General features: G+C 42.7%; 17 protein-coding genes and 1 tRNA gene. 1 reads left to right on the forward strand and 17 read right to left on the reverse strand.

From position 1 onward, the window contains the following. Window positions 1–12 precede the first annotated feature (12 nt). Window positions 13–88: transfer RNA gene (locus IX53_RS07110), tRNA-Gln, on the forward strand. Window positions 89–125: 37 nt separating this feature from the next. Here the strand turns inward: IX53_RS07110 and IX53_RS07115 are convergent. From IX53_RS07115 to IX53_RS07195, 17 genes are all read right to left on the reverse strand, one after another. Beyond that, the gene (locus IX53_RS07115; RefSeq protein WP_047755524.1) at window positions 126–2,138 is read right to left on the reverse strand and encodes a peptidylprolyl isomerase; all 2,013 of its coding nucleotides are present in this window, start codon (window positions 2,136–2,138) and stop codon (window positions 126–128) included. 771 nt (window positions 2,139–2,909) lie between these two features. Beyond that, window positions 2,910–4,505: a glycoside hydrolase family 57 protein gene (locus tag IX53_RS07120; RefSeq protein WP_047754759.1), complete on the reverse strand. Its 1,596-nt coding sequence runs from the start codon at window positions 4,503–4,505 to the stop codon at window positions 2,910–2,912. Beyond that, window positions 4,498–5,250, reverse strand: coding sequence for a DUF4912 domain-containing protein (locus IX53_RS07125; RefSeq protein ID WP_047754760.1), 753 nt, complete (start codon window positions 5,248–5,250; stop codon window positions 4,498–4,500). The genes IX53_RS07120 and IX53_RS07125 overlap by 8 nt, the downstream gene beginning before the upstream one ends. Window positions 5,251–5,391: 141 nt before the next feature. Next, entirely contained in the window at window positions 5,392–6,651 is a 1,260-nt protein-coding gene (hisS, locus tag IX53_RS07130; protein WP_047754761.1) for a histidine--tRNA ligase, read from the reverse strand. Then, entirely contained in the window at window positions 6,648–8,174 is a 1,527-nt protein-coding gene (locus IX53_RS07135) for a TrkH family potassium uptake protein (RefSeq protein ID WP_047754762.1), read from the reverse strand. The genes hisS and IX53_RS07135 overlap by 4 nt, the downstream gene beginning before the upstream one ends. Beyond that, window positions 8,175–8,837, reverse strand: a complete 663-nt coding sequence (locus IX53_RS07140; RefSeq protein WP_047754763.1) for an NAD-binding protein — start codon at window positions 8,835–8,837, stop codon at window positions 8,175–8,177. Further along, a complete protein-coding gene (locus IX53_RS07145) occupies window positions 8,834–9,280 on the reverse strand; it encodes a potassium channel family protein (RefSeq protein ID WP_047755525.1) in 447 nt (148 codons plus the stop codon). The genes IX53_RS07140 and IX53_RS07145 overlap by 4 nt, the downstream gene beginning before the upstream one ends. Window positions 9,281–9,282: 2 nt before the next feature. Continuing rightward, on the reverse strand, window positions 9,283–9,900 hold the full coding sequence (locus IX53_RS07150) for a response regulator (RefSeq protein WP_047754764.1): 618 nt from the start codon (window positions 9,898–9,900) through the stop codon (window positions 9,283–9,285). A gap of 100 nt (window positions 9,901–10,000) precedes the next feature. Continuing rightward, window positions 10,001–10,384, reverse strand: a complete 384-nt coding sequence (locus tag IX53_RS07155) for a hypothetical protein (RefSeq protein ID WP_047754765.1) — start codon at window positions 10,382–10,384, stop codon at window positions 10,001–10,003. Then, window positions 10,381–12,366 (reverse strand): ferrous iron transport protein B, encoded by a 1,986-nt coding sequence (feoB, locus tag IX53_RS07160; RefSeq protein ID WP_047754766.1) that lies wholly within the window; start codon window positions 12,364–12,366, stop codon window positions 10,381–10,383. The genes IX53_RS07155 and feoB overlap by 4 nt, the downstream gene beginning before the upstream one ends. Then, window positions 12,359–12,814 carry a ferrous iron transport protein A gene (locus IX53_RS10585; RefSeq protein WP_053001238.1) on the reverse strand — a complete coding sequence of 152 codons (456 nt, stop codon included), beginning with the start codon at window positions 12,812–12,814 and terminating at the stop codon, window positions 12,359–12,361. Before IX53_RS10585 ends, feoB begins: the two co-directional genes overlap by 8 nt. A 277-nt stretch (window positions 12,815–13,091) precedes the next feature. Continuing rightward, window positions 13,092–13,604: a MogA/MoaB family molybdenum cofactor biosynthesis protein gene (locus IX53_RS07170; RefSeq protein ID WP_053001239.1), complete on the reverse strand. Its 513-nt coding sequence runs from the start codon at window positions 13,602–13,604 to the stop codon at window positions 13,092–13,094. After that, complete coding sequence (gene moaC / locus IX53_RS07175) at window positions 13,601–14,086, reverse strand: cyclic pyranopterin monophosphate synthase MoaC (protein ID WP_047754767.1); 486 nt, start codon at window positions 14,084–14,086, stop codon at window positions 13,601–13,603. The genes IX53_RS07170 and moaC overlap by 4 nt, the downstream gene beginning before the upstream one ends. A gap of 2 nt (window positions 14,087–14,088) precedes the next feature. Further along, window positions 14,089–15,039: a GTP 3',8-cyclase MoaA gene (gene moaA, locus IX53_RS07180; RefSeq protein WP_047754768.1), complete on the reverse strand. Its 951-nt coding sequence runs from the start codon at window positions 15,037–15,039 to the stop codon at window positions 14,089–14,091. Window positions 15,040–15,050: 11 nt separating this feature from the next. Further along, window positions 15,051–15,815 carry a molybdate ABC transporter permease subunit gene (gene modB, locus IX53_RS07185; RefSeq protein WP_047754769.1) on the reverse strand — a complete coding sequence of 255 codons (765 nt, stop codon included), beginning with the start codon at window positions 15,813–15,815 and terminating at the stop codon, window positions 15,051–15,053. A 22-nt stretch (window positions 15,816–15,837) separates the two neighbouring features. After that, window positions 15,838–16,635, reverse strand: coding sequence for a molybdate ABC transporter substrate-binding protein (gene modA, locus IX53_RS07190; RefSeq protein WP_047754770.1), 798 nt, complete (start codon window positions 16,633–16,635; stop codon window positions 15,838–15,840). Window positions 16,636–16,642: 7 nt separating this feature from the next. Next, window positions 16,643–17,860: a molybdopterin molybdotransferase MoeA gene (locus IX53_RS07195; protein WP_245612699.1), complete on the reverse strand. Its 1,218-nt coding sequence runs from the start codon at window positions 17,858–17,860 to the stop codon at window positions 16,643–16,645. Window position 17,861: the final 1 nt, after the last annotated feature.

Genomic DNA, 17,861 nt, shown 5'->3' on the forward strand with positions numbered 1-17,861 from the left:
ATCTTTATGTGTTGGGGCGTAGCCAAGCTGGTAAGGCATCAGATTTTGGCTCTGACATGCGGAGGTTCGAGTCCTCCCGCCCCAGCCAGAATTAAAACGGGGTGGCTTTGCCACCCCGTTTCGCTTTATTCAGTGGCTTCAGGGGTGGGTGATTCTAAGGGCGCCTTCAAGAGCGTGTCTATCGCCTCGATCCTGTTGCCGATGTTTGTGTCTCCAGGCATTAGCTCGTTGAGTTCTTCAAGATAGCGCTTTTCACCCAGCAAGTAAATCTGGTAAAGCGGTGTACCACTTGAAATGTTTGCGAGCTTCTCATAAGCGTCCACCAGTAAGAACAGGGCATTTACTTTAAGTTCTGTCGCTACATCAGTTGGTTTGATGACTTTTTGGTTCAGCTCCTGTTCGATACTCTGAAGTGGATAATCGATGAGGAAACTTCTCGCATTGTCTCCGAAGTACTGCTTGTAATAGTTGACATAATTTTCAAGAGTCGCTGGATCCTTTAGTAAAGGTTTTAAGTTTTGATTGTATTTTAGTTCGTTGTATCTGTAAACGACTTCAGGATTTGCGTTGTCAACTTTGTATGCGTATTCAATTACTTTGCTGGAGTAGGGAATGTTTTCGTAGAGGAATTTCACGACGCGCGCGAATTTCGCATCGAGTTCTTCTTTCTCAGCTTTAAGCTCTGCCAGTTTCGTATTGACGTCTTCTTTTCCTGTGAGTCCAGTTTCAGCTTCATAATCTTTCAACCTTTTAGCATTGGAATATAAAGTTTTGAGTTCTGTGTCGGTACTGTCCTCAAGCTCTGCGACTTTGTTCTCTATTTCTTCTGTGGTGAGGGAGGTCACAGTTGCCGGCAGATTTTCATATAGCTCTATCATACTCTTCAATTTAAAAATCTCGGAATCGAGGTTGTCGAGCTTTTCATCGGTGAGCTGAACATATAGAGCGGGAGCGAGGAAACTGTTCACGATGACAATATTGCCTTCGGAATCAAAGAGGGAATTTTCCAGTTTTTCAAGGAAAGCCGCCTTAGCCTCTTCGCTTTCTGATTTTTTGTATTCTTCGTATAGCTTCAAATCAGGCTCATTGATGACATAACCAATGCCTTCCTTTTCTTTGTATTCTTTGAGCCAGGTATTGAATTCCTGATTCTGATAATCCTTTTTGACCTGTTCGTAGACGGGACTTTTTACAAGCTCGTCATAGGTGTCAAAGGTCGTTTTAGTGGCTACCTCTATAAGATGGTAACCATATTCAGTTTTTACCGGACCAACAATGACTCCCGGCGTAGCGCTGAAAACCGCTTCTTCAAATTCAGGAACCATCTGGCCATGTCCGAAACTACCCAAGCTTCCACCCAACATTGCACTCTGAGCATCAATTGAAAACTCACTCGCCGCTTCTGAGAAAGAAACGTCTCCGCTTTCGATGAGATTCTTTATCTCGGTAGCACTGGCCTCAGAGTCAACAAGGATGTGACTGGCTTCAACTTTCTCGTACTTGTTTTTGATTTCGTCCTTGTTTTCAGCGAAATACTCCTTGATATCATTGTCGAGGTTCGGGAAAATATCGTTCATCACCTTTGTTTGCAGCAGTTCGTTTGTAACATATTTTGCCACAAGCTGCCTAAAAGCTTCGACCGAGCCATAAAGCTGTTCTATCTGAAGCTTATACTCTTCGCTTGAAGTGTACTGATCAACGATCTTGTTTGTCTCGGCGTCGAGTTCTTCTTTTGTGGGGTATATGCCTTTATTAAATGCGTAGTAACTGAGTACCTTTTGGTCCACAAGGCTCAAAAGGATACCATATCTGTAGTCCATTTCACTCGGGCGTTGAGCATCTCCAAAGTAAGGGTCAAGCACAATTCCCTGTTTCTTAAGACCATCGAGAGAATCTCGAACGGTTCCCGTAAACTCAGAATAGGTTATCCAGTATCTTTCGTCTTCAAGTGGTGTCCCGTTTTTTGTCAAATAAGCAATGGTATTTTCAATGTTTAAATCCGTTGTTGAACTAGTGTTGATCTTTCTTCCGGACATATAAGTGGCCACCGACCACCATATAACCCCCGCTCCGAAAAGGACGGCAATTGCCCATATAACTGGGACCTGGATTTTTCTGAGCCAATGTCTTCTGTTCATTCAATTCTCCCTCCACTCACCGTGATATCTGCTATATCAACCAATAAGGGGAGGCATGCAGCCACCTCCCCCTGACAATACTAAATTATATCACAGCTTACAATAAAAACATCAACAAAGCGAGTAGTATTATAAAAATCTACTAAGAAATATTATGATTGTTGTTCGGTTTCTGTATTCGTCACCTTGAACGGTAGACAGTGATTAATAGCAAACATATTTTACTTTACTGTACAATGATCGGGAGAAAAGTATTCAAAAAAGAACTTCCATCTCTTCATTGTGGTCGTTAATTGAGTTTCATCTTGAACAAATTAATTCTAAAGTGATTCGATGACTATCAATTTAAAGAAAATAGCTTACTTGTTCAAATCGCTAAGATATGCACTCTAATTTCAACAAGAGGCCTGCAGACACCGCAAGCCCGCGTTGTCGGTGGTTGGTTGTAGGTTGTTCGTTCTACACCCCAGACCCCATACCCCATACCCGCTCTTCCCAAGAAAGTTCTTATCGGTCAACGGAAAACGGCCAACGGTAAACGGCTCCTTGTGGCTATGCGTTCCTACGGAACGGATTTGCGCCTTCGGCGGATGTAAGAAACCGTTGTCGGTGGTTGGTTGTAGGTTGTAGGTGAAGAAAACGAAAGAGCGGGCTCTTATCGGTTGACGGAAGACGGCCAACGGAAGACGATCAACGACAAACGGCTCTTCGATGTCGAGCAAACAAAATGCCGGACCAGTGGTCCGGCATTTTATTGTGATTATTCTCAACTCAGCCTGCGTATACTCTGTAATCGATATTTCTAAAAATACCGTCTATCCATTCCAATGTCTCGAGCTCTTTCGGATCGAGAGTATTGTTCAAGAGCTTTTCATAGAGGTCGTTGAACCTTTTTATATGCGTCTTTGTTCTGTTCATTGCGTATTCGACAGTGGTGTCTGTTGTCATAATAAATGCCCAGTCGCTGGACTGTGCCAGTAGCAGTTCCCGAGCCATCTGATTCAGGGTTCTGACTTTCAATTCATCCTCTTCGTTGTAGTACGTTCTTGCTGCAGAAATCATCTTTTCGATAGCCTCATCAAGATGCCGATAAATCCAATCGTTTTTCCCGTTTAACCAGACTTCATTATAGCCATTGGCTCCCCATGTGGATGCCGCCGGGACTACTTCCTGTACTTCGTCAATAGAATTGATGACTTCTACAGGGGTAGCCGGGATCACCTGTTTGGTATCTGCCAATGCGCGGAAAAGCTCTTCAATAAAGAAGGGGCCTTCAAACCACCAGTGTCCATATAGCTCAGCATCGAAAGGAGCAACGATCACAGGTTCTATTCTTCCAAAGGCTTCATACAGGCGTTCCACCTGTTCTTTTTTCTTGGAAGCGAAGTCCTTCGCATGTTCCCTGACAGCTTCCATGGCTCTATCTATATCGTAATAATCTTTGTCATTTAGTCCAACGCTTTTAGAGGTGATTCGGTGATATTTTATACCGGTGTTGCACCTCGTACCACTGGGGTCAATATATGGGGCTATATATTGCTCTTCGCGGTCGAAACCAATGTCCCTGTAAAATTCTCTGTATCTTCCATCTCCTGGGTATCCGACTTCAGCGCTCCAGACCTGTTGGCTCGATTCGGGATCTCTGGCAAACACAAAGACGCCAGAAGGTGTTACCACCGGACGATAAACACCGTACCTGGCTGAAGGTTCTGAATACCACAAAGCATGAGAATCAACAAAGAAGAAAGAAAGCTCGTTTTTTTTCAGGTGCTGTTCAAGGCCGGGATAATACCCGCATTCGGCGAGCCAGATTCCCTTTGGCATCACGCCTGTGTGATAGCGATAGGTTTCTACACCGATTTTAATCTGCGCTTCGACGGCCTCTGGATACCGGGACATGAGTGGCAGAAAACCATGTGTGGCGTTACAGGTTATGATTTCGAGATTTCCGTCCCTTTGAAATTCCATGAACGCTGAAACGAGGTTTCCGTTTACCGATCTGTATATCTTCCTGAGGTCGAGAAAGTCTTCAAGATAATATCGCGCCATTTTGTGCTTTGTCGGATGTTCGGCAGCTGTCCTTTTTACTTCCTTCTCTGCTAGTTCAATATTTTTATCAAGATAGGAAAGGTACTTTTTTTTCAGATCCAGGTTACCCAGCATTTCCATGAGAGGGGGAGTGATACTCATAGTTACCTTAAACGGTATGTTGTCACTTTTTAACCGCTTAAAAGCTCTCAACAGAGGGATATATGTTTCACTAATGGCTTCGAAAAGCCACCTCTCTTCCATGAATTGAGGGAAATCAGGGTGATTTACATATGGCAAATGGGCATGCAACATCAGCACGAAGTAGCCCTTACTCATGCTTTGCACCACCGCTTTTGTAACTTGAAAACTCCCTTATGAATTCTTCTGAGGAAGGGTTCATAAAGCTCGTGATGGAACTGGGAACAAATTTCTCTATCGCTTTTTTCTCTTCCATTGAAGTTTCGATGATTCTGCGTTCTCTTGTTTTGAGATTAATCCATTTTTCTGCTTCTACGAATTTCGGATGGTCACATGGAGTCCTCACGAAATTGGAACGAAAGAGTGTGACGAATTTACTGGATTCGTAGTAGCCTATCTCGGCCAGATAGTCGGCATCGGAAAAATCCACTTTAAAATACCAGTTGCCGTTTTCAATGGTAATTTTGATTTCCTTTGTTCTGTGAGCATTATTGCCGTTGAAAAAGATGTTTGTTACATCATGAAGCCTCAACACAGCCTCTTTTCTGTTAAGCTTCGCTCTGGTTTCGTTCGAAAAATCCCAATAGACATAGACCCACTGTGGATTTACAGGAAGCAGGACGAGTTTGTCTTTGTGATAACTTTTGGGAAGATCGAAATCCATTGGCTGCGAGAGACGGACACGTTTTTCCTCATGGCTTCTCTGAGCAGAAGTTATTGATGAAATAACTTCCATTTTCTCCAGTTCATTTTTCAACAGTTTTATTAGGTCTCGTTTTTTCATTGTGCGCTTTAGTTTGAGCCCTAACATCTTAGCTAACTTTCTCAACTCCTGAATGCTGGGCGAAGAGTCGAGAAAATCCTTCAGTTTACTCTGATTCATATAAAAATCCCTCCCATGCTGAGCTATATTTTATAATATCACAGCATGAGAGGTGATTACAAGGGGATATCATCGAAATTCTTCAAATATTTGTATTTTTCTTCGTCAGATAACCTTATTTCCCATATTTACTCCGTTTTTTTATATTTCTTTTAGTTTTTCCTGTACGAAGCGCGCGGCAAAATCTCCATCGACTTTGAATTGTGAGCCGGTATCTAGGACTTTTATCGTGACCATGTTCTTCTCGACTTCTTCCTCACCGAGGATGACTGCAATTTTCGCTCCAATTCTTGCCGCGTGTTTTAACCTGTTTCTGAGATTTCGGTCCATCACATCTACAAAGACGGAAAGTCCTCTTCTTCTAAACCTTCTGGCGTATTCAAAAGCAAGGGCAAAAGATTCTTTACCCATAGGTAAGATCGCTACTGAGGGAATATCCTCCGTTTCAGGAGTGATGCCCAAACTTTTCAGTACCATTATTATTCTCTCAATACCAGCTGCGAATCCAACAGCTGGCACAAACTTTCCGCCTATGTACTCTACGAGGCCATCGTACCTTCCTCCACCAAGTATCTGGTTTTGACTTCCAAGGGAGTCGGCCCTTATTTCAAAGGCTGTTTTGGTGTAATAGTCGAGCCCCCTGACGAGTCTTTGATCTATTTCGTAGTCAATGTCGTTGGCTTTCAACAGTTCCTGGAGTTCGTTGAAATGTGCAGAACATTCATCACAGAGATAAGAGTGTATCGTCGGTGCTTTGGCGGCTATATCACCGTCGACTTTACAATCGAGAAGGCGCATTATATTTAAATCATAACGCCTCTTGCAGTCTCCACAAAGTCCATCGATCTTATCTGCATAGTAATCTTTGAGAGCCTGGCGATAAGTCGGTCGACACTTTTCACATCCGACTGAATTTATGTAGAGCTTAACATCATCGATTTTCAATCTCTTTAAAAAAGTCACAGCGAATTCGATTATTTCATAATCGGCCATCGGATGTTGAGAACCCAGCGTCTCAATGCCGATCTGGTGGAATTGCCTTAACCTGCCTGCCTGAGGCCTTTCATATCTGAACATCGGGCCCATATAGTAAAGCTTAATAGGAGCGCCGAGATTTATGAAACCATTTTCCACGAAAGCCCGTGCCACACTCGCTGTGCCTTCGGGCCTGAGGGTTATTGACCTTCCGCCCTTGTCTTCGAAGGTGTACATTTCTTTCTGTACCACGTCCGTGGACTCACCCACGCTGCGCTTAAAAAGTTCCGTCGCTTCAAAGATAGGTGTTCTTATCTCTTCAAAGGCGTAGAGTTTAGTAACTTTCCGTACCGCCGACTCGACGTAATGCCAGTATTTCATCTCCTCGAAATAAATGTCCTGAGTTCCTTTGATTCGCCTTATCATGTGTTTTCATTCCCTCCAAATTTCCTCGGTTTCTTGTCTTCTACTTTGAAAGCAAGTTTTGCGTCCTTTATCATTTTGGTGATTCCATATACTATTACCAGAAATTCCAGACGCCCCAAGAACATGCCAACCGTCTCAGTCCAGATGATGCCCGATGGGGCATCGGGCCTGGTTATGCCCACCGAGAGCCCCACGGTGCTCAAGGCTGAAGCGTATTCAAAAGCCGAATCAGCAAGTGAATAGCCATAAAATGAGATAACTGCCGTACCCACACCAAAAGTTAGGAAATACAGCGAAAAGATTACCAGAATTTCTTTCACCAGATTAGAATCTATATACCTCTTACTTTCACCTTTCCATATTTCTGTTCTGACTACGGCACTTCTAGGCAGAAAGAACTCTTTTATTTCCACTCCTATTAGTTTAATGAGCGCATATAACCTGTACTGTTTAAGACCACCTGATGTGGAGTCCATATCACCACCGAATATCATCAGCAGCGTCAGTAAATAGAGGCCGGCATATAACCCTTTTTGGCTCCAGAAAGTAAAGTCCACTGTGGAAAAACCTGTTCCGGTTAGAGCTGACACTGCCTGAAAAGCAGCGTGCCTGAAAGACTCTGAGGCATGGCTGAACAAGTATCCAAAGGTCGATGCCATAAGCAGGGGAACGAAAAGGAGCACGGTGATACCCATTAACTTGGGTTCCCCATTCTTTGCAAGGGCCCTAAAGTTCCCTTTCCAGAGCGTGTAGTGGATACCAAAACCGGTGGCCCCGAAGAACATGAGTGCGATGGTTACCGTTTCGATAGTTACACTATTGAACTCTCCAATTGAACCGGCCCTGGTGGAAAAGCCTCCAGTTGCAAGCCCGGTAAGGGAGTGGTTGAAGGCATCGAACCAGCCCATTCCAGCGGCTTTCAAAGCGATTACCCCTATGATGGCATAACTAAAATATATGACAAGGATTCGCCTGACGGAACTCTTTACATTTGGGACGAGGTTATCGACTCTTCCTTCAGCATGATAAAGTCCGAAACCCCCGGGACCGACGATAGCAGACATCATTATGATAGCAAATCCCGCTCCTCCAAAGAACTGCATCAGACTGCGCCACACGAGGAAGATCTTAGGGATTTTTGTCACATCTACAAGTGTTAGCCCGGTCGTCGTCCAGCCACTAGTGGACTCGAAAATTGCCTGAGAGAAATTGAGGATACCCGCGAAGATAAAAGGCAGGGCGGAGAAAACAATTCCGAATACCCAGGCGAACACCACGATTATGGCTCCTTCTTGCACGGAAATAGGTGTGCCCGGTTTCACTTTCAACCAATACTTGAATGCAAAACCGAAGGCGAGACTGACAAGGGCTGAAGCTATGAAATAGAGGCTATCCCCCCATTCTTCTGGATACCAGAAACAAAATAGAACCGGGATCATCAAAAGTACGGGAAAGTAAATGAATAGATTACCGATATAACCAAAGACAATTTGATATCGTTTTTTTAAGCTAAGTACGTACATTCACACCTCTCCCAGCAACGATTCGAAAACTGAAGACTGAACAGTGGGTTTGCTGAGCACGATCAGCCTATCTCCATTTTCAATAACAGTGTCACCGCGGGGAATAATTACTTCTCCCCTCCTAATAATGGCACCTATAACGCTTTCTCTCGGTATGGAGAGATCCATAACTCTCTTGCCAACGGCAGGGGATTGTTCTTCCATCTCGATTCGAAAAACGGATACCTGTTCAGATGTCGGTATTAGGTTTGTAATCTGTTGTTTGAACATTCTGTCTTCAATGGCCTGAGCCAAAATATTGGTCGGGCTTACGACGGTTTCTATCCCCAGTTTTTTGAAAGCTATTTCATTATCAGGGTCATTTATCAATGCAAGGGGGTTTTCGATGCCGAATACTCTTTTGGCGATTAAACACGCTACCAGGTTGTCTTGATCATTTGGTGTAAGTGCCACAAAAAGATCGACGGAGGTTATCTCAAGCTGTTCAAGAACGTGCCTTTTGCTTCCGTCACCGGTAATAACAATAGCTTTTTTGAGCCTTTTTGCCAGCTCTTCGTTGAGTTTCTCGTCTTTATTTACAAGCACTACCTGATAGCCTTTGTTCAGGAGCCTTCTGGCAAGGTGATAAGCAACGTTCCTTCCACCAATCAGAAAAACTTTCAATGTTCATCACCACCGATGAATCCCAGGGACTTTTGTATTTCGTCAACTGCAAGGAGTGTGGGGCAGATGATTTCCACACCGAATTCAGAGAACATTTCGATATTATTGGGATCGTATACTCGTGCTATGACCCTGGGGACGTTGAAATATTCTTTGGCTATTAAAGCTGTCATTATGTTTGTGTTGTCATCAGGTGTTAGGGCAAGTACAACGTCGGCTTTTTCTACCTTGGCTATTTCCAGGGTATCGAGTTCTGTCGCATCTCCGATGATCGTAAAGCCTGTGAACTCAAAGGATAGAGAAGAAAAAGCCTCTTCTCTCCTGTCCACGACCACCACGCTGTTTCCATTGAGTGATAGCCAGTTAGCGATACCAGAACCGAGCCTACCACAACCGAAGATAATCACATAGAGCCCTTTATTTTTCTTATTGAATACCAGCATATTCAATTTTCATCTCCTGTATCGATTTTATTCAAAAGCTCTTTTGCTTCGCTGTACTCTGGGTCAAGGGCAATGGCGGCATTCAAATGGCGCCGGGCCAGTTCCTTGTTCCAGGACGAAGCCAGCAATGCAAAGAGATAATGCGGTACAGGGGAGTTTGGAAAATTGGCAAAAAGTCTCGACACTAGCTTGCTTGCATGGAGAGTCTTTCCGGATTCTATAAGGGAGATGACTTCTTTTTTTCTTTTTAAAAGGGTATCAGTGCTGATGTAGCATTTTTCAAAACTCTCAATCAATTCAGTGGGAGTGAATGGCTTTGTTATGAAATCACAGATACCATGTTTGAATGCTTCGATGATTGCTTCAGCTATGGTTATTTCAGAAACAACGACAATCGGGAAGGAATACAACCTCTCCTCAATGATTTTAATCAGCTCGAGCCCACTCATTTCTGGCAGGCCGAGATCCACAAAGAGCAGGTTAGGTGTTTCTTTTTCTATTGCCTTTAATCCTTCTTCAGCAGTAGCAAAGGTAATCACTTCGTGGTTTTCTTTTTCCATTATCATTTTGATAAGACGCCTGATACTCGGTTCATCGTCTATCGCATATATTTTTGCCATGGTTTCACCTCCATAGGCACAAAAAAATATTACCACAATCGGAGGTTCTTAGATAAAGCCTCGATTGCACGATTTCAAATACTAACAATACAACGTGGCTTTAGTTGTAAGCTTTCTTGACATAATCGTTAACGAAAGAGGCAATAAATCCGGAGATTAAGAGAGGGAGGTTTATTGATTGCAGGCTTACAGCACAATAACCTTCTATCCTCCCGTTGAGCCATGAGGTAAAAATGAGCAGTACCTGAAAAATGGCAAGGAGGTAGGAAAAGTAACTTCCGATGAGGAGATGTGCTTCTCTCCTTTTTGGGTCATCGTGACTCTCCAATAGACCGAAAAAGTAGATCAGCGCGTTTATAAAAATCACTGCACCAAGAATGGGATTGGTTTCTGTAAGATAAAAACCAAAAGCTGTATTGACCGATATGAATGTCAGAAGCGCTGCAAAAAATATAAGGAGAAAAGTTATGACCCTGGGGTTCATAGAAAAACCCCTCCTATCAGTCTTGTGATTAGAGCGGAAAGATAAGCGATCGCCAGTCCATAGAAAACCGTTATCCACACATATTTCCAGCTTCCTGCTTCATTTTTCATGGCTGCCAATGTTGCAAAACAGGGGAAATACAACAGGATAAAGACGAGGAATCCAAACGCTACAGAAGGTGTGATTTGCGATGTCAAACTCAACAATCCGGGATTACCTGGGAGGGATGATGCGCCATATAACGTCGAAAGCGTTGAAACAACAACTTCTTTCGCTGCCGCACCGAAAATAAGGCTGGTCACCATCTGCCAGGTGAAACCAAGGGGCCTGAATAAAGGTTCAAGACTCTTCCCAATAACCGAAGCAAAACTTGTAAGTATATCTCCCGTGGGAAAATATGAAAGCACCCAGATGATAATAGAGGCGGCGAGTATTATCGTACCGGCTTTTTGAAGGAAATGTTTTCCTCTGTTCCAGGTGTACAACATCAATGACCTCATTGTAGGTTTTCGGTATCTGGGCAATTCCATGATCATGGGAGAAGGTTTCCCTTTGAAGAGCAATTTATTGAGTAGCAGTGCGGATGCAAAGGTGAAAAGGACGCTGAGCATGTACAATGAGAAGATGGCGATGCCTGCAGCTTTTCCAAAGAATATGCTCGATACCATGATGTACACTGGTAATCTCGCACTACAACTGACGAAAGGCGAGACAAGAATCGTGATGATTCTTTCCTGTGGTTCTGAAATTGTTCTCGTTGACATTATCGAAGAAACATTACAGCCAAATCCAAGAAGCATGGACATAAATGATCTGCCGCTAAGCTTCATCGAATACATGATCCTGTCTATTACAAAAGCAGCCCTTGGCAGATATCCTGTCTCTTCGAGTATCCCCAAAGCCAGAAAGAGTATAAAAATGCTCGGTACGAAAGTGACCACAGCTCCGACTCCCCCGATTATGCCATCGCCGAGTAAAGAAGCCAACCATGGTGTTGAAATTGTTCTATCAATAAAAGTTCCTAGTACTTCAAACCCTTTTTCAATAAGGGTGGTGAAAGGCTCTGCAAAACTGTAGGTCACCTGGAAGACGAGGTACATAATGGCAAAAAAAATCAAAATGCCGAGGTATTTATGTGTCAGGACATGATCTATGGCAGTATTGAAATCCCAGTAATGCTTTTTTGAATCTCTGTAAGAATCCTTTAGAAGTTCTTTGATGAATTTATAGCGCGCATTGGCAATATCTTCGGAATAATCAACACCGGGATCTATACCCGCCAGCTCGATGATTTCTTTGTCTCTTTCAAGTAATTTTATGGAAAGCCAACGAACATCGAAGTTACGGAGCTCGGATTTCAATTTCAAACTCTCTGATAGCTTTAAGATGAGCTCTTCGATATGCTTCGGAAAGAGGTAATGAACGTGAATGCCAGAGCGACTGATTTTGAGCATGGCTTCTTTCAGTTCCTCTATTCCCTCGCCTGTGAAAGCCGAGGTTAGAACGACTGGAATCCCAAGGTGTTTGCTGAGTTCCCTGCGATCTACTTTTATTCCAGCTTTTTTTGCTTCGTCTATCGAATTTACTGCCAGTATGACATTTCCCCTGAGCTCCAGAACCTGCAAGAGAAGATAAAGACTTCTCTCCAGATTTACTGCATCCGTGACAACAACCACCAGATCGGGGGATTCGTAGAGCAGATAGTCTCTGGCAACTTTCTCATCTACACTCGTCACTCCGAGGGTATAGGTCCCTGGCAAATCGATTATTCTAAAAGCTCTGTCACCGTAGAACATGGTTCCGACACGCTTTTCGACGGTAACTCCTGGCCAGTTGGCGACATACTGTCTTGCGCCGGTCAAGGCATTGAACAGGCTAGTCTTACCAACATTTGGGTTTCCGAGAAGAGCAACGCTGGTATATTTCGAAGGAACAACAGTGGTAACTTCTTTCACTTTGCTATGGTTACAGCTGCTACTCATCTATTAACTCCTCCACTATTACCCTTGCTGCCTGTCTAACTGGAATAAATGTATCAGTATTGTTAATTTTTATAAATTTGCCACGTGAAAGGGATCCGGTGACTTTGACAATGGTGCCTTTTGAGACACCAAGAAACCTCATTTTTTCCTGGAATCCCCTGCCCCCTATCAAAAATCTCACGACGTATTCACCGGGGTTAGCCATGTCGAGGGTTAGGTATTTGGACTCCACTATTATTTTTGAAGAAAGCTCTTCTCTCAGACTTATTTCACTACCCTTAACCTGATAAACAACCGGGTCACCAAGAGGGGCTCTCCTGATGGTTTTGACTTTCTGACCTTTGACAAACCCCATACCAAAAAGTCTTTCCCTCAATTCTTGAGGGGCATTTATTTCAATGATCACCCCATCGACACCTACCGGAAGTTGTGAAAGAGGAATTTTCATAAGCACCACCTTATTGAGAATAACTCTCAATTATTTTACCACACAATTCTGGTAGGATTTTTCGAGCATTTGTTCCAAATAATTTAATGCTTCGTGATAAGTAAGTATCCGCCACTTTCTGCGAAGCTCTGAAAAACTATTAAGAACGAACCATATTTTGAACCTGATAGATACCACTGAAAACACTGATGCATAAATAACTTTTGCTTTTTAAATCTTTCATTGCTACGTAATGTAAAACCTGCTTTATTCTATGCTGCAACAAGAGATTACTCTGTCAATCCCCCTCAATATGCAGAAATTGACCACAGTCTCCTTCTGCTCCTTTAAGTTTTTCGATAGCATGGGGGATGGCGTTTATTATAGCGTTGAGATTTTCTTTGACAGCTTTCGGGCTTCCCGGGAGATTGACAATCAAAGTTTTGCTACGGATTCCAACTACTGCCCGGGAAATTGAACCCATGGGTGTATGTTTTAGCGCTTCCATAATCATGGCGTACTCCATTCCCTGAATCCTCTTCTCAATTACTTTTAAAGTAGCATCTGGAGTTACATCTCTTGGAGACACTCCTGTACCTCCGCTAGTGATTATAAGATCGGCTTTTCCTGAATCAGCAAGTTCTTCCAATTTCCTTTTTATTTGCTCCAGTTCATCAGGAAGGATTTCTGCTCCGATCAATTCGAAGTTCGCATTATTAAAAACACTTTTCACGGCTTCGATGCATTCATCTTTCCTCAAGCCTTTATATGCTTTATCACTCAAAACAAGGATAAAATATCTGATTTTCACTTTTCATCACACTCCCTTTTCCAATCGCCGCTTTTGCCACCGCTTTTCATCAATAAGCAGATATCAGTTATGACCATTTCTTTATCGACTGCTTTTGCCATGTCATAAATTGTTAATGCAGCGATAGAAGCGGCTGTTAGTGCTTCCATCTCGACCCCGGTCTTTCCAACGGAGCTCGCCGTTGTGAAGATTTCAACAGCAGAACGATCCCTGTCAACCTTGAACTCGACAGACACATGGGTCAGAGAAATATTGTGACACATGGGAATCAGCTCCCAGGTCTTTTTCGCAGCCATTATCCCGGCTATTCTGGCAGTTGAGAATACATCTCCTTTGGGAAGTCCGTTTTTTACGATCAATTCGAGAGTTTCTGGCATCATTTCTATTCTTCCATATGCTTTAGCTGTTCTTTTTGTGTTCTCTTTAGCAGAGATATCCACCATCTTTGCATCGCCCTTGTCGTCCATGTGGCTTAGTTTCATAGTCAACCCCCCATCCTGTTCATACCATTGCTCTGAGTTCTGTTAAGCAGTTCATGTCTTAAAGGTTTTAAGCTAATAGCATTATAAATATTTCTCTTAACTTCATCGGATCTTCGACTTTTTATTGCACCCTTCAGAGAAACATGGTAATCATAGGCCAAGCAGGGAAATAGTTTTCCATCAGCAGAAAACCGGAGCCTGTTGCAACTGTTACAAAAGTTGTGGGTAATAGCGGTGATAAAGCCTACAACGGTTCCTCGTGAGGTTTTATAATACCTGGCAGGTCCATTACCCATTCGAGTTTCTATTGGGATAAGATCATTTTCATGTAGTAATTCCAAAACTTTTTTGTGAGGAATGAAGTGACGGTTGTTGTTCTTCCCTATCGGCATCTTTTCAATGAACCTTATGGGTATTCCAAGTTTTGCAGCGTACTGTACCAGTTCTGGAATTTCGCTGAAATTCTCCTGTGTTATCACAGTATTGAGCTTGACCTTCATACCAATAGAAATGGCTTTATCGATTCCTTCCAGAACTTCTTTAAGTTTCCCGCCCCGGGTTATCCAAAAGAAAGTCTCACTATCAATTGAGTCGAGACTTACATTCACTTCCCTTAAACCCGCCGAATAGAGTTCAAAAGCGAGTTCCTTCAATTTTGAACCGTTTGTAGTCATAGCACAGCTCCCGAAGGTTTTTGAAACAATCGAAACGATTTCGAGAAGATCACTGCGTAGCGTCGGTTCTCCACCGGTAAGCCTCAATTTCTTAAAACCAATTTCTTTGAATATCTGTACAGCAAAGCGGATATCATCAAGGGTTAATAGCTCTGATTCTGGTAAAAAAGAAGTGCTTTCAGGCATACAATAGAAACACCTGAAATTGCACCGGTCCGTGATTGAGAATCTGAGATAACTAATATTCCTGCCAAATTCATCCTTCAGCTCTCTCTTCACGTTTTCACCATCTAATCTCTTCTTTCCATAAGTTTTTTGATAAGCATCAGGGTTATGAGAGAGAATCCAACAAGAACCAGGGATTGTAGATTCGCTGCTTCCCTGTCGCCTGCCATAGCGTTATTATAAATTGATATAGGGAGAGTTTCAAAAAGCCCAGCAACCATCATAGTTGCACCGAATTCTCCCATAGCCCTGGCAAAGCTCAAAAGAACACCAGAAATTATTCCTTCTCTAGCTAAAGGCAGTATGATCATTATAAATATATCGTATTCATTAGCACCTGTAATTTTCGATACTTCCAGAAGTTCACCTGGAATCTCCTCAAGGGCAGTTTTGAAACTCCTCACCATGAACGGCAGAGAAACGAATGTTTGAGCAAGAATAACAGCGGGAAGACTGAACATTATTTCGATCCCAAAAACTGAAAGGGGTCTCCCAACAAGTCCATATCTTCCAAAAGTAAGTAAAAGCAGGTATCCAGCGACACTTGGAGGTAAAACAAGGGGTAAATTCACCAGAGTATCCAGAACGTCTCTAAAAGGAAAGGCTTTGAAGACAAAGAGATAAGCCACAGGAACTCCTACCGTGAAAACGATCAGCGTCGCGATTGTGGATGTCAAAAGGCTTATTCCCAATGGTTTCCAGGAAGCCATCAATGCTTCCAAATGAATTTCTGAAGTCACTGTATTCAGCAGAAGGGCTATAAGAGGTAAGATCAGTATCAAAATTGCAAAAACTATTCCCGTTATTATAAAAATCCTGAAAAAATTCATTTGAGCACCACTTTCGGCTTTTTCATCTTCTAATTTTTACAACCACAAGTTCGTTCTCTGCAAAAATTGTATAATCTTCAATAAATTCTTTCTCTTTAAGTATTTCCACCATCTTTATGTTCGCCGAAGCGAAGATATCAGCTCTCGCTCCATTTTCAATCTTCTGCTCTAGAGCTCCAGAACTTCCGAAATTCAGAACTACTTTGCATCCCGTAAGCTCTTCAAAACGTGCCCCAATTTCTTTAAAGGCTTTTGTGAGGGAAGCTGCCGCATATACAATAATTTCACCGGGCAACGGAGTAAAAACGAAATCCTTTTCACCGCTTCCCGGACTGCGAAAACCATATTTTGACAAAATTGTTCTGCCTTCTTTCGAGTTCAGAAATTCCAGAAACTTTTCTCCTTTCTCTTTGTTTCCGTCGGAAAGCAATGCAACAGCGTATATTGCTCTTACTCGAATATTTTCTGGTATTTCGATGGTCTCGAGCTTTTCTTTTTTAGAGAGAAAATCAGTTCTGTATACAAAGCCCGCATCCACTTCACCAGAAAGAACCTTTTCAAGAACAGCTATAACGTGTACCTCTTTTGAAACCACATTATTCATAATCTTTTCCGCCAGGAAAGGTGATTCCTTCGAAAGGTTCTCAAGAAGTTTCATAGTGTACATACCTGCGGGAACGTGTTCGGGGTTTCCAATGGATATCCTCACTCCTTCTTTAGCAAGGTCTTCGAATGTATTGATTTCCATACGTTTGTTCCCGCAACCTGCTACAATAATCATCAAAATAATTGTAAGAAAGGGTATGATGTTTTTTTTCATAGCGTTCTCACCAATCGAATCTGTAGTATTCTCGGATTTCACCCGCCCTTATTCCTTCACCGGGAGGAAGTGCAATGATTCCATCGGCCTTTTTAAAGGGAGATATCAGCATGGATTGTCCGGGAATTAGAGTTGCACACATTTTCCCATCTTTTTTAAATACCTTCACAAAAAGGAATCGTTCCCGTCTCATCTCAGCTTGGACTTCGTCCACAATCTTCACCATCCCTGCAGGAGCTGGAAGGAAATCTTTCTGACCTGCCAGGTGTTTTAAAATCGGAAATAAAAAAAGGTAACTACTCACGATGAATGATGAAGGCTTACCTGGTAAGCCGAGAACAGGTTTGCCATCGCATACTCCAAAAACAGTTGGCTTTCCAGGTTTTATCCATGTACCGTGATATCTAACTTCTCCTAATGAAGAAATAGCTTTTGTTGTGAAATCTTTTTCACCAACGGAACTTCCCCCAGAAATAACCACCACATCGTTATCCTTGAGGGCTTCTTTAACACTGTTTATCAACGAATTGAGATCATCTATAATCTGTGCAGCTCTTTTAGCCTCCACTCCAGGAAAAAGGTTTAGCCATGAAACTAGAGTATAGGTGTTTCCATCTCTGATCTGGGTTAGTTCTTTCGCACTTTCCGGTTCGACTATTTCATCGCCAGTAGAAATCACCGCTACTTTAACTTTTCTGAAAACTTTTATAGTCGTTGTTCCAAGACTCAATAAGGTATAGACATGTCCAAAATTGATCCTTTCTCCCTTTTCAACAACCACTTCTCCTTCCCGTATATCTTCGTCGTATCTGACAAGGTTTTCTCCAGGAAGAACCTCAGCATATATTTCAACAGTATTTCCAATTTCCTTTGTGCTTTCAATCATCACACAGGCATCGGCTCCATTAGGGACAAAACCACCCGTTGGGATTTTGACGGCCTCACCAGAGGTAATTTCACCTTTGAAAGTCTTTCCCATCTCCACACGTCCCTTGACCTTTAACACCACCGGAGTCTCAAAACTGGCTCCAATGGTATCTTCTGCTCTTACTGCGTAACCATCAAAGGTAGATTTGTTGAAGCCTGGTAGAATTTCTCCAGAAAGAATGTCTTGAGCACAGATTCTCCCCAAAGCCTCTCGAACATCTAGTATCTCTATAGTCGAAACAGGTGATAGTTTCTTGATGTAGTTCTCATATATCTTTTCCCTAGGAACGAACTTCATA

The organism is Kosmotoga pacifica (assembly GCF_001027025.1).
In the GTDB taxonomy this organism is placed as follows: Bacteria; Thermotogota; Thermotogae; order Petrotogales; family Kosmotogaceae; genus Kosmotoga_B; species Kosmotoga_B pacifica.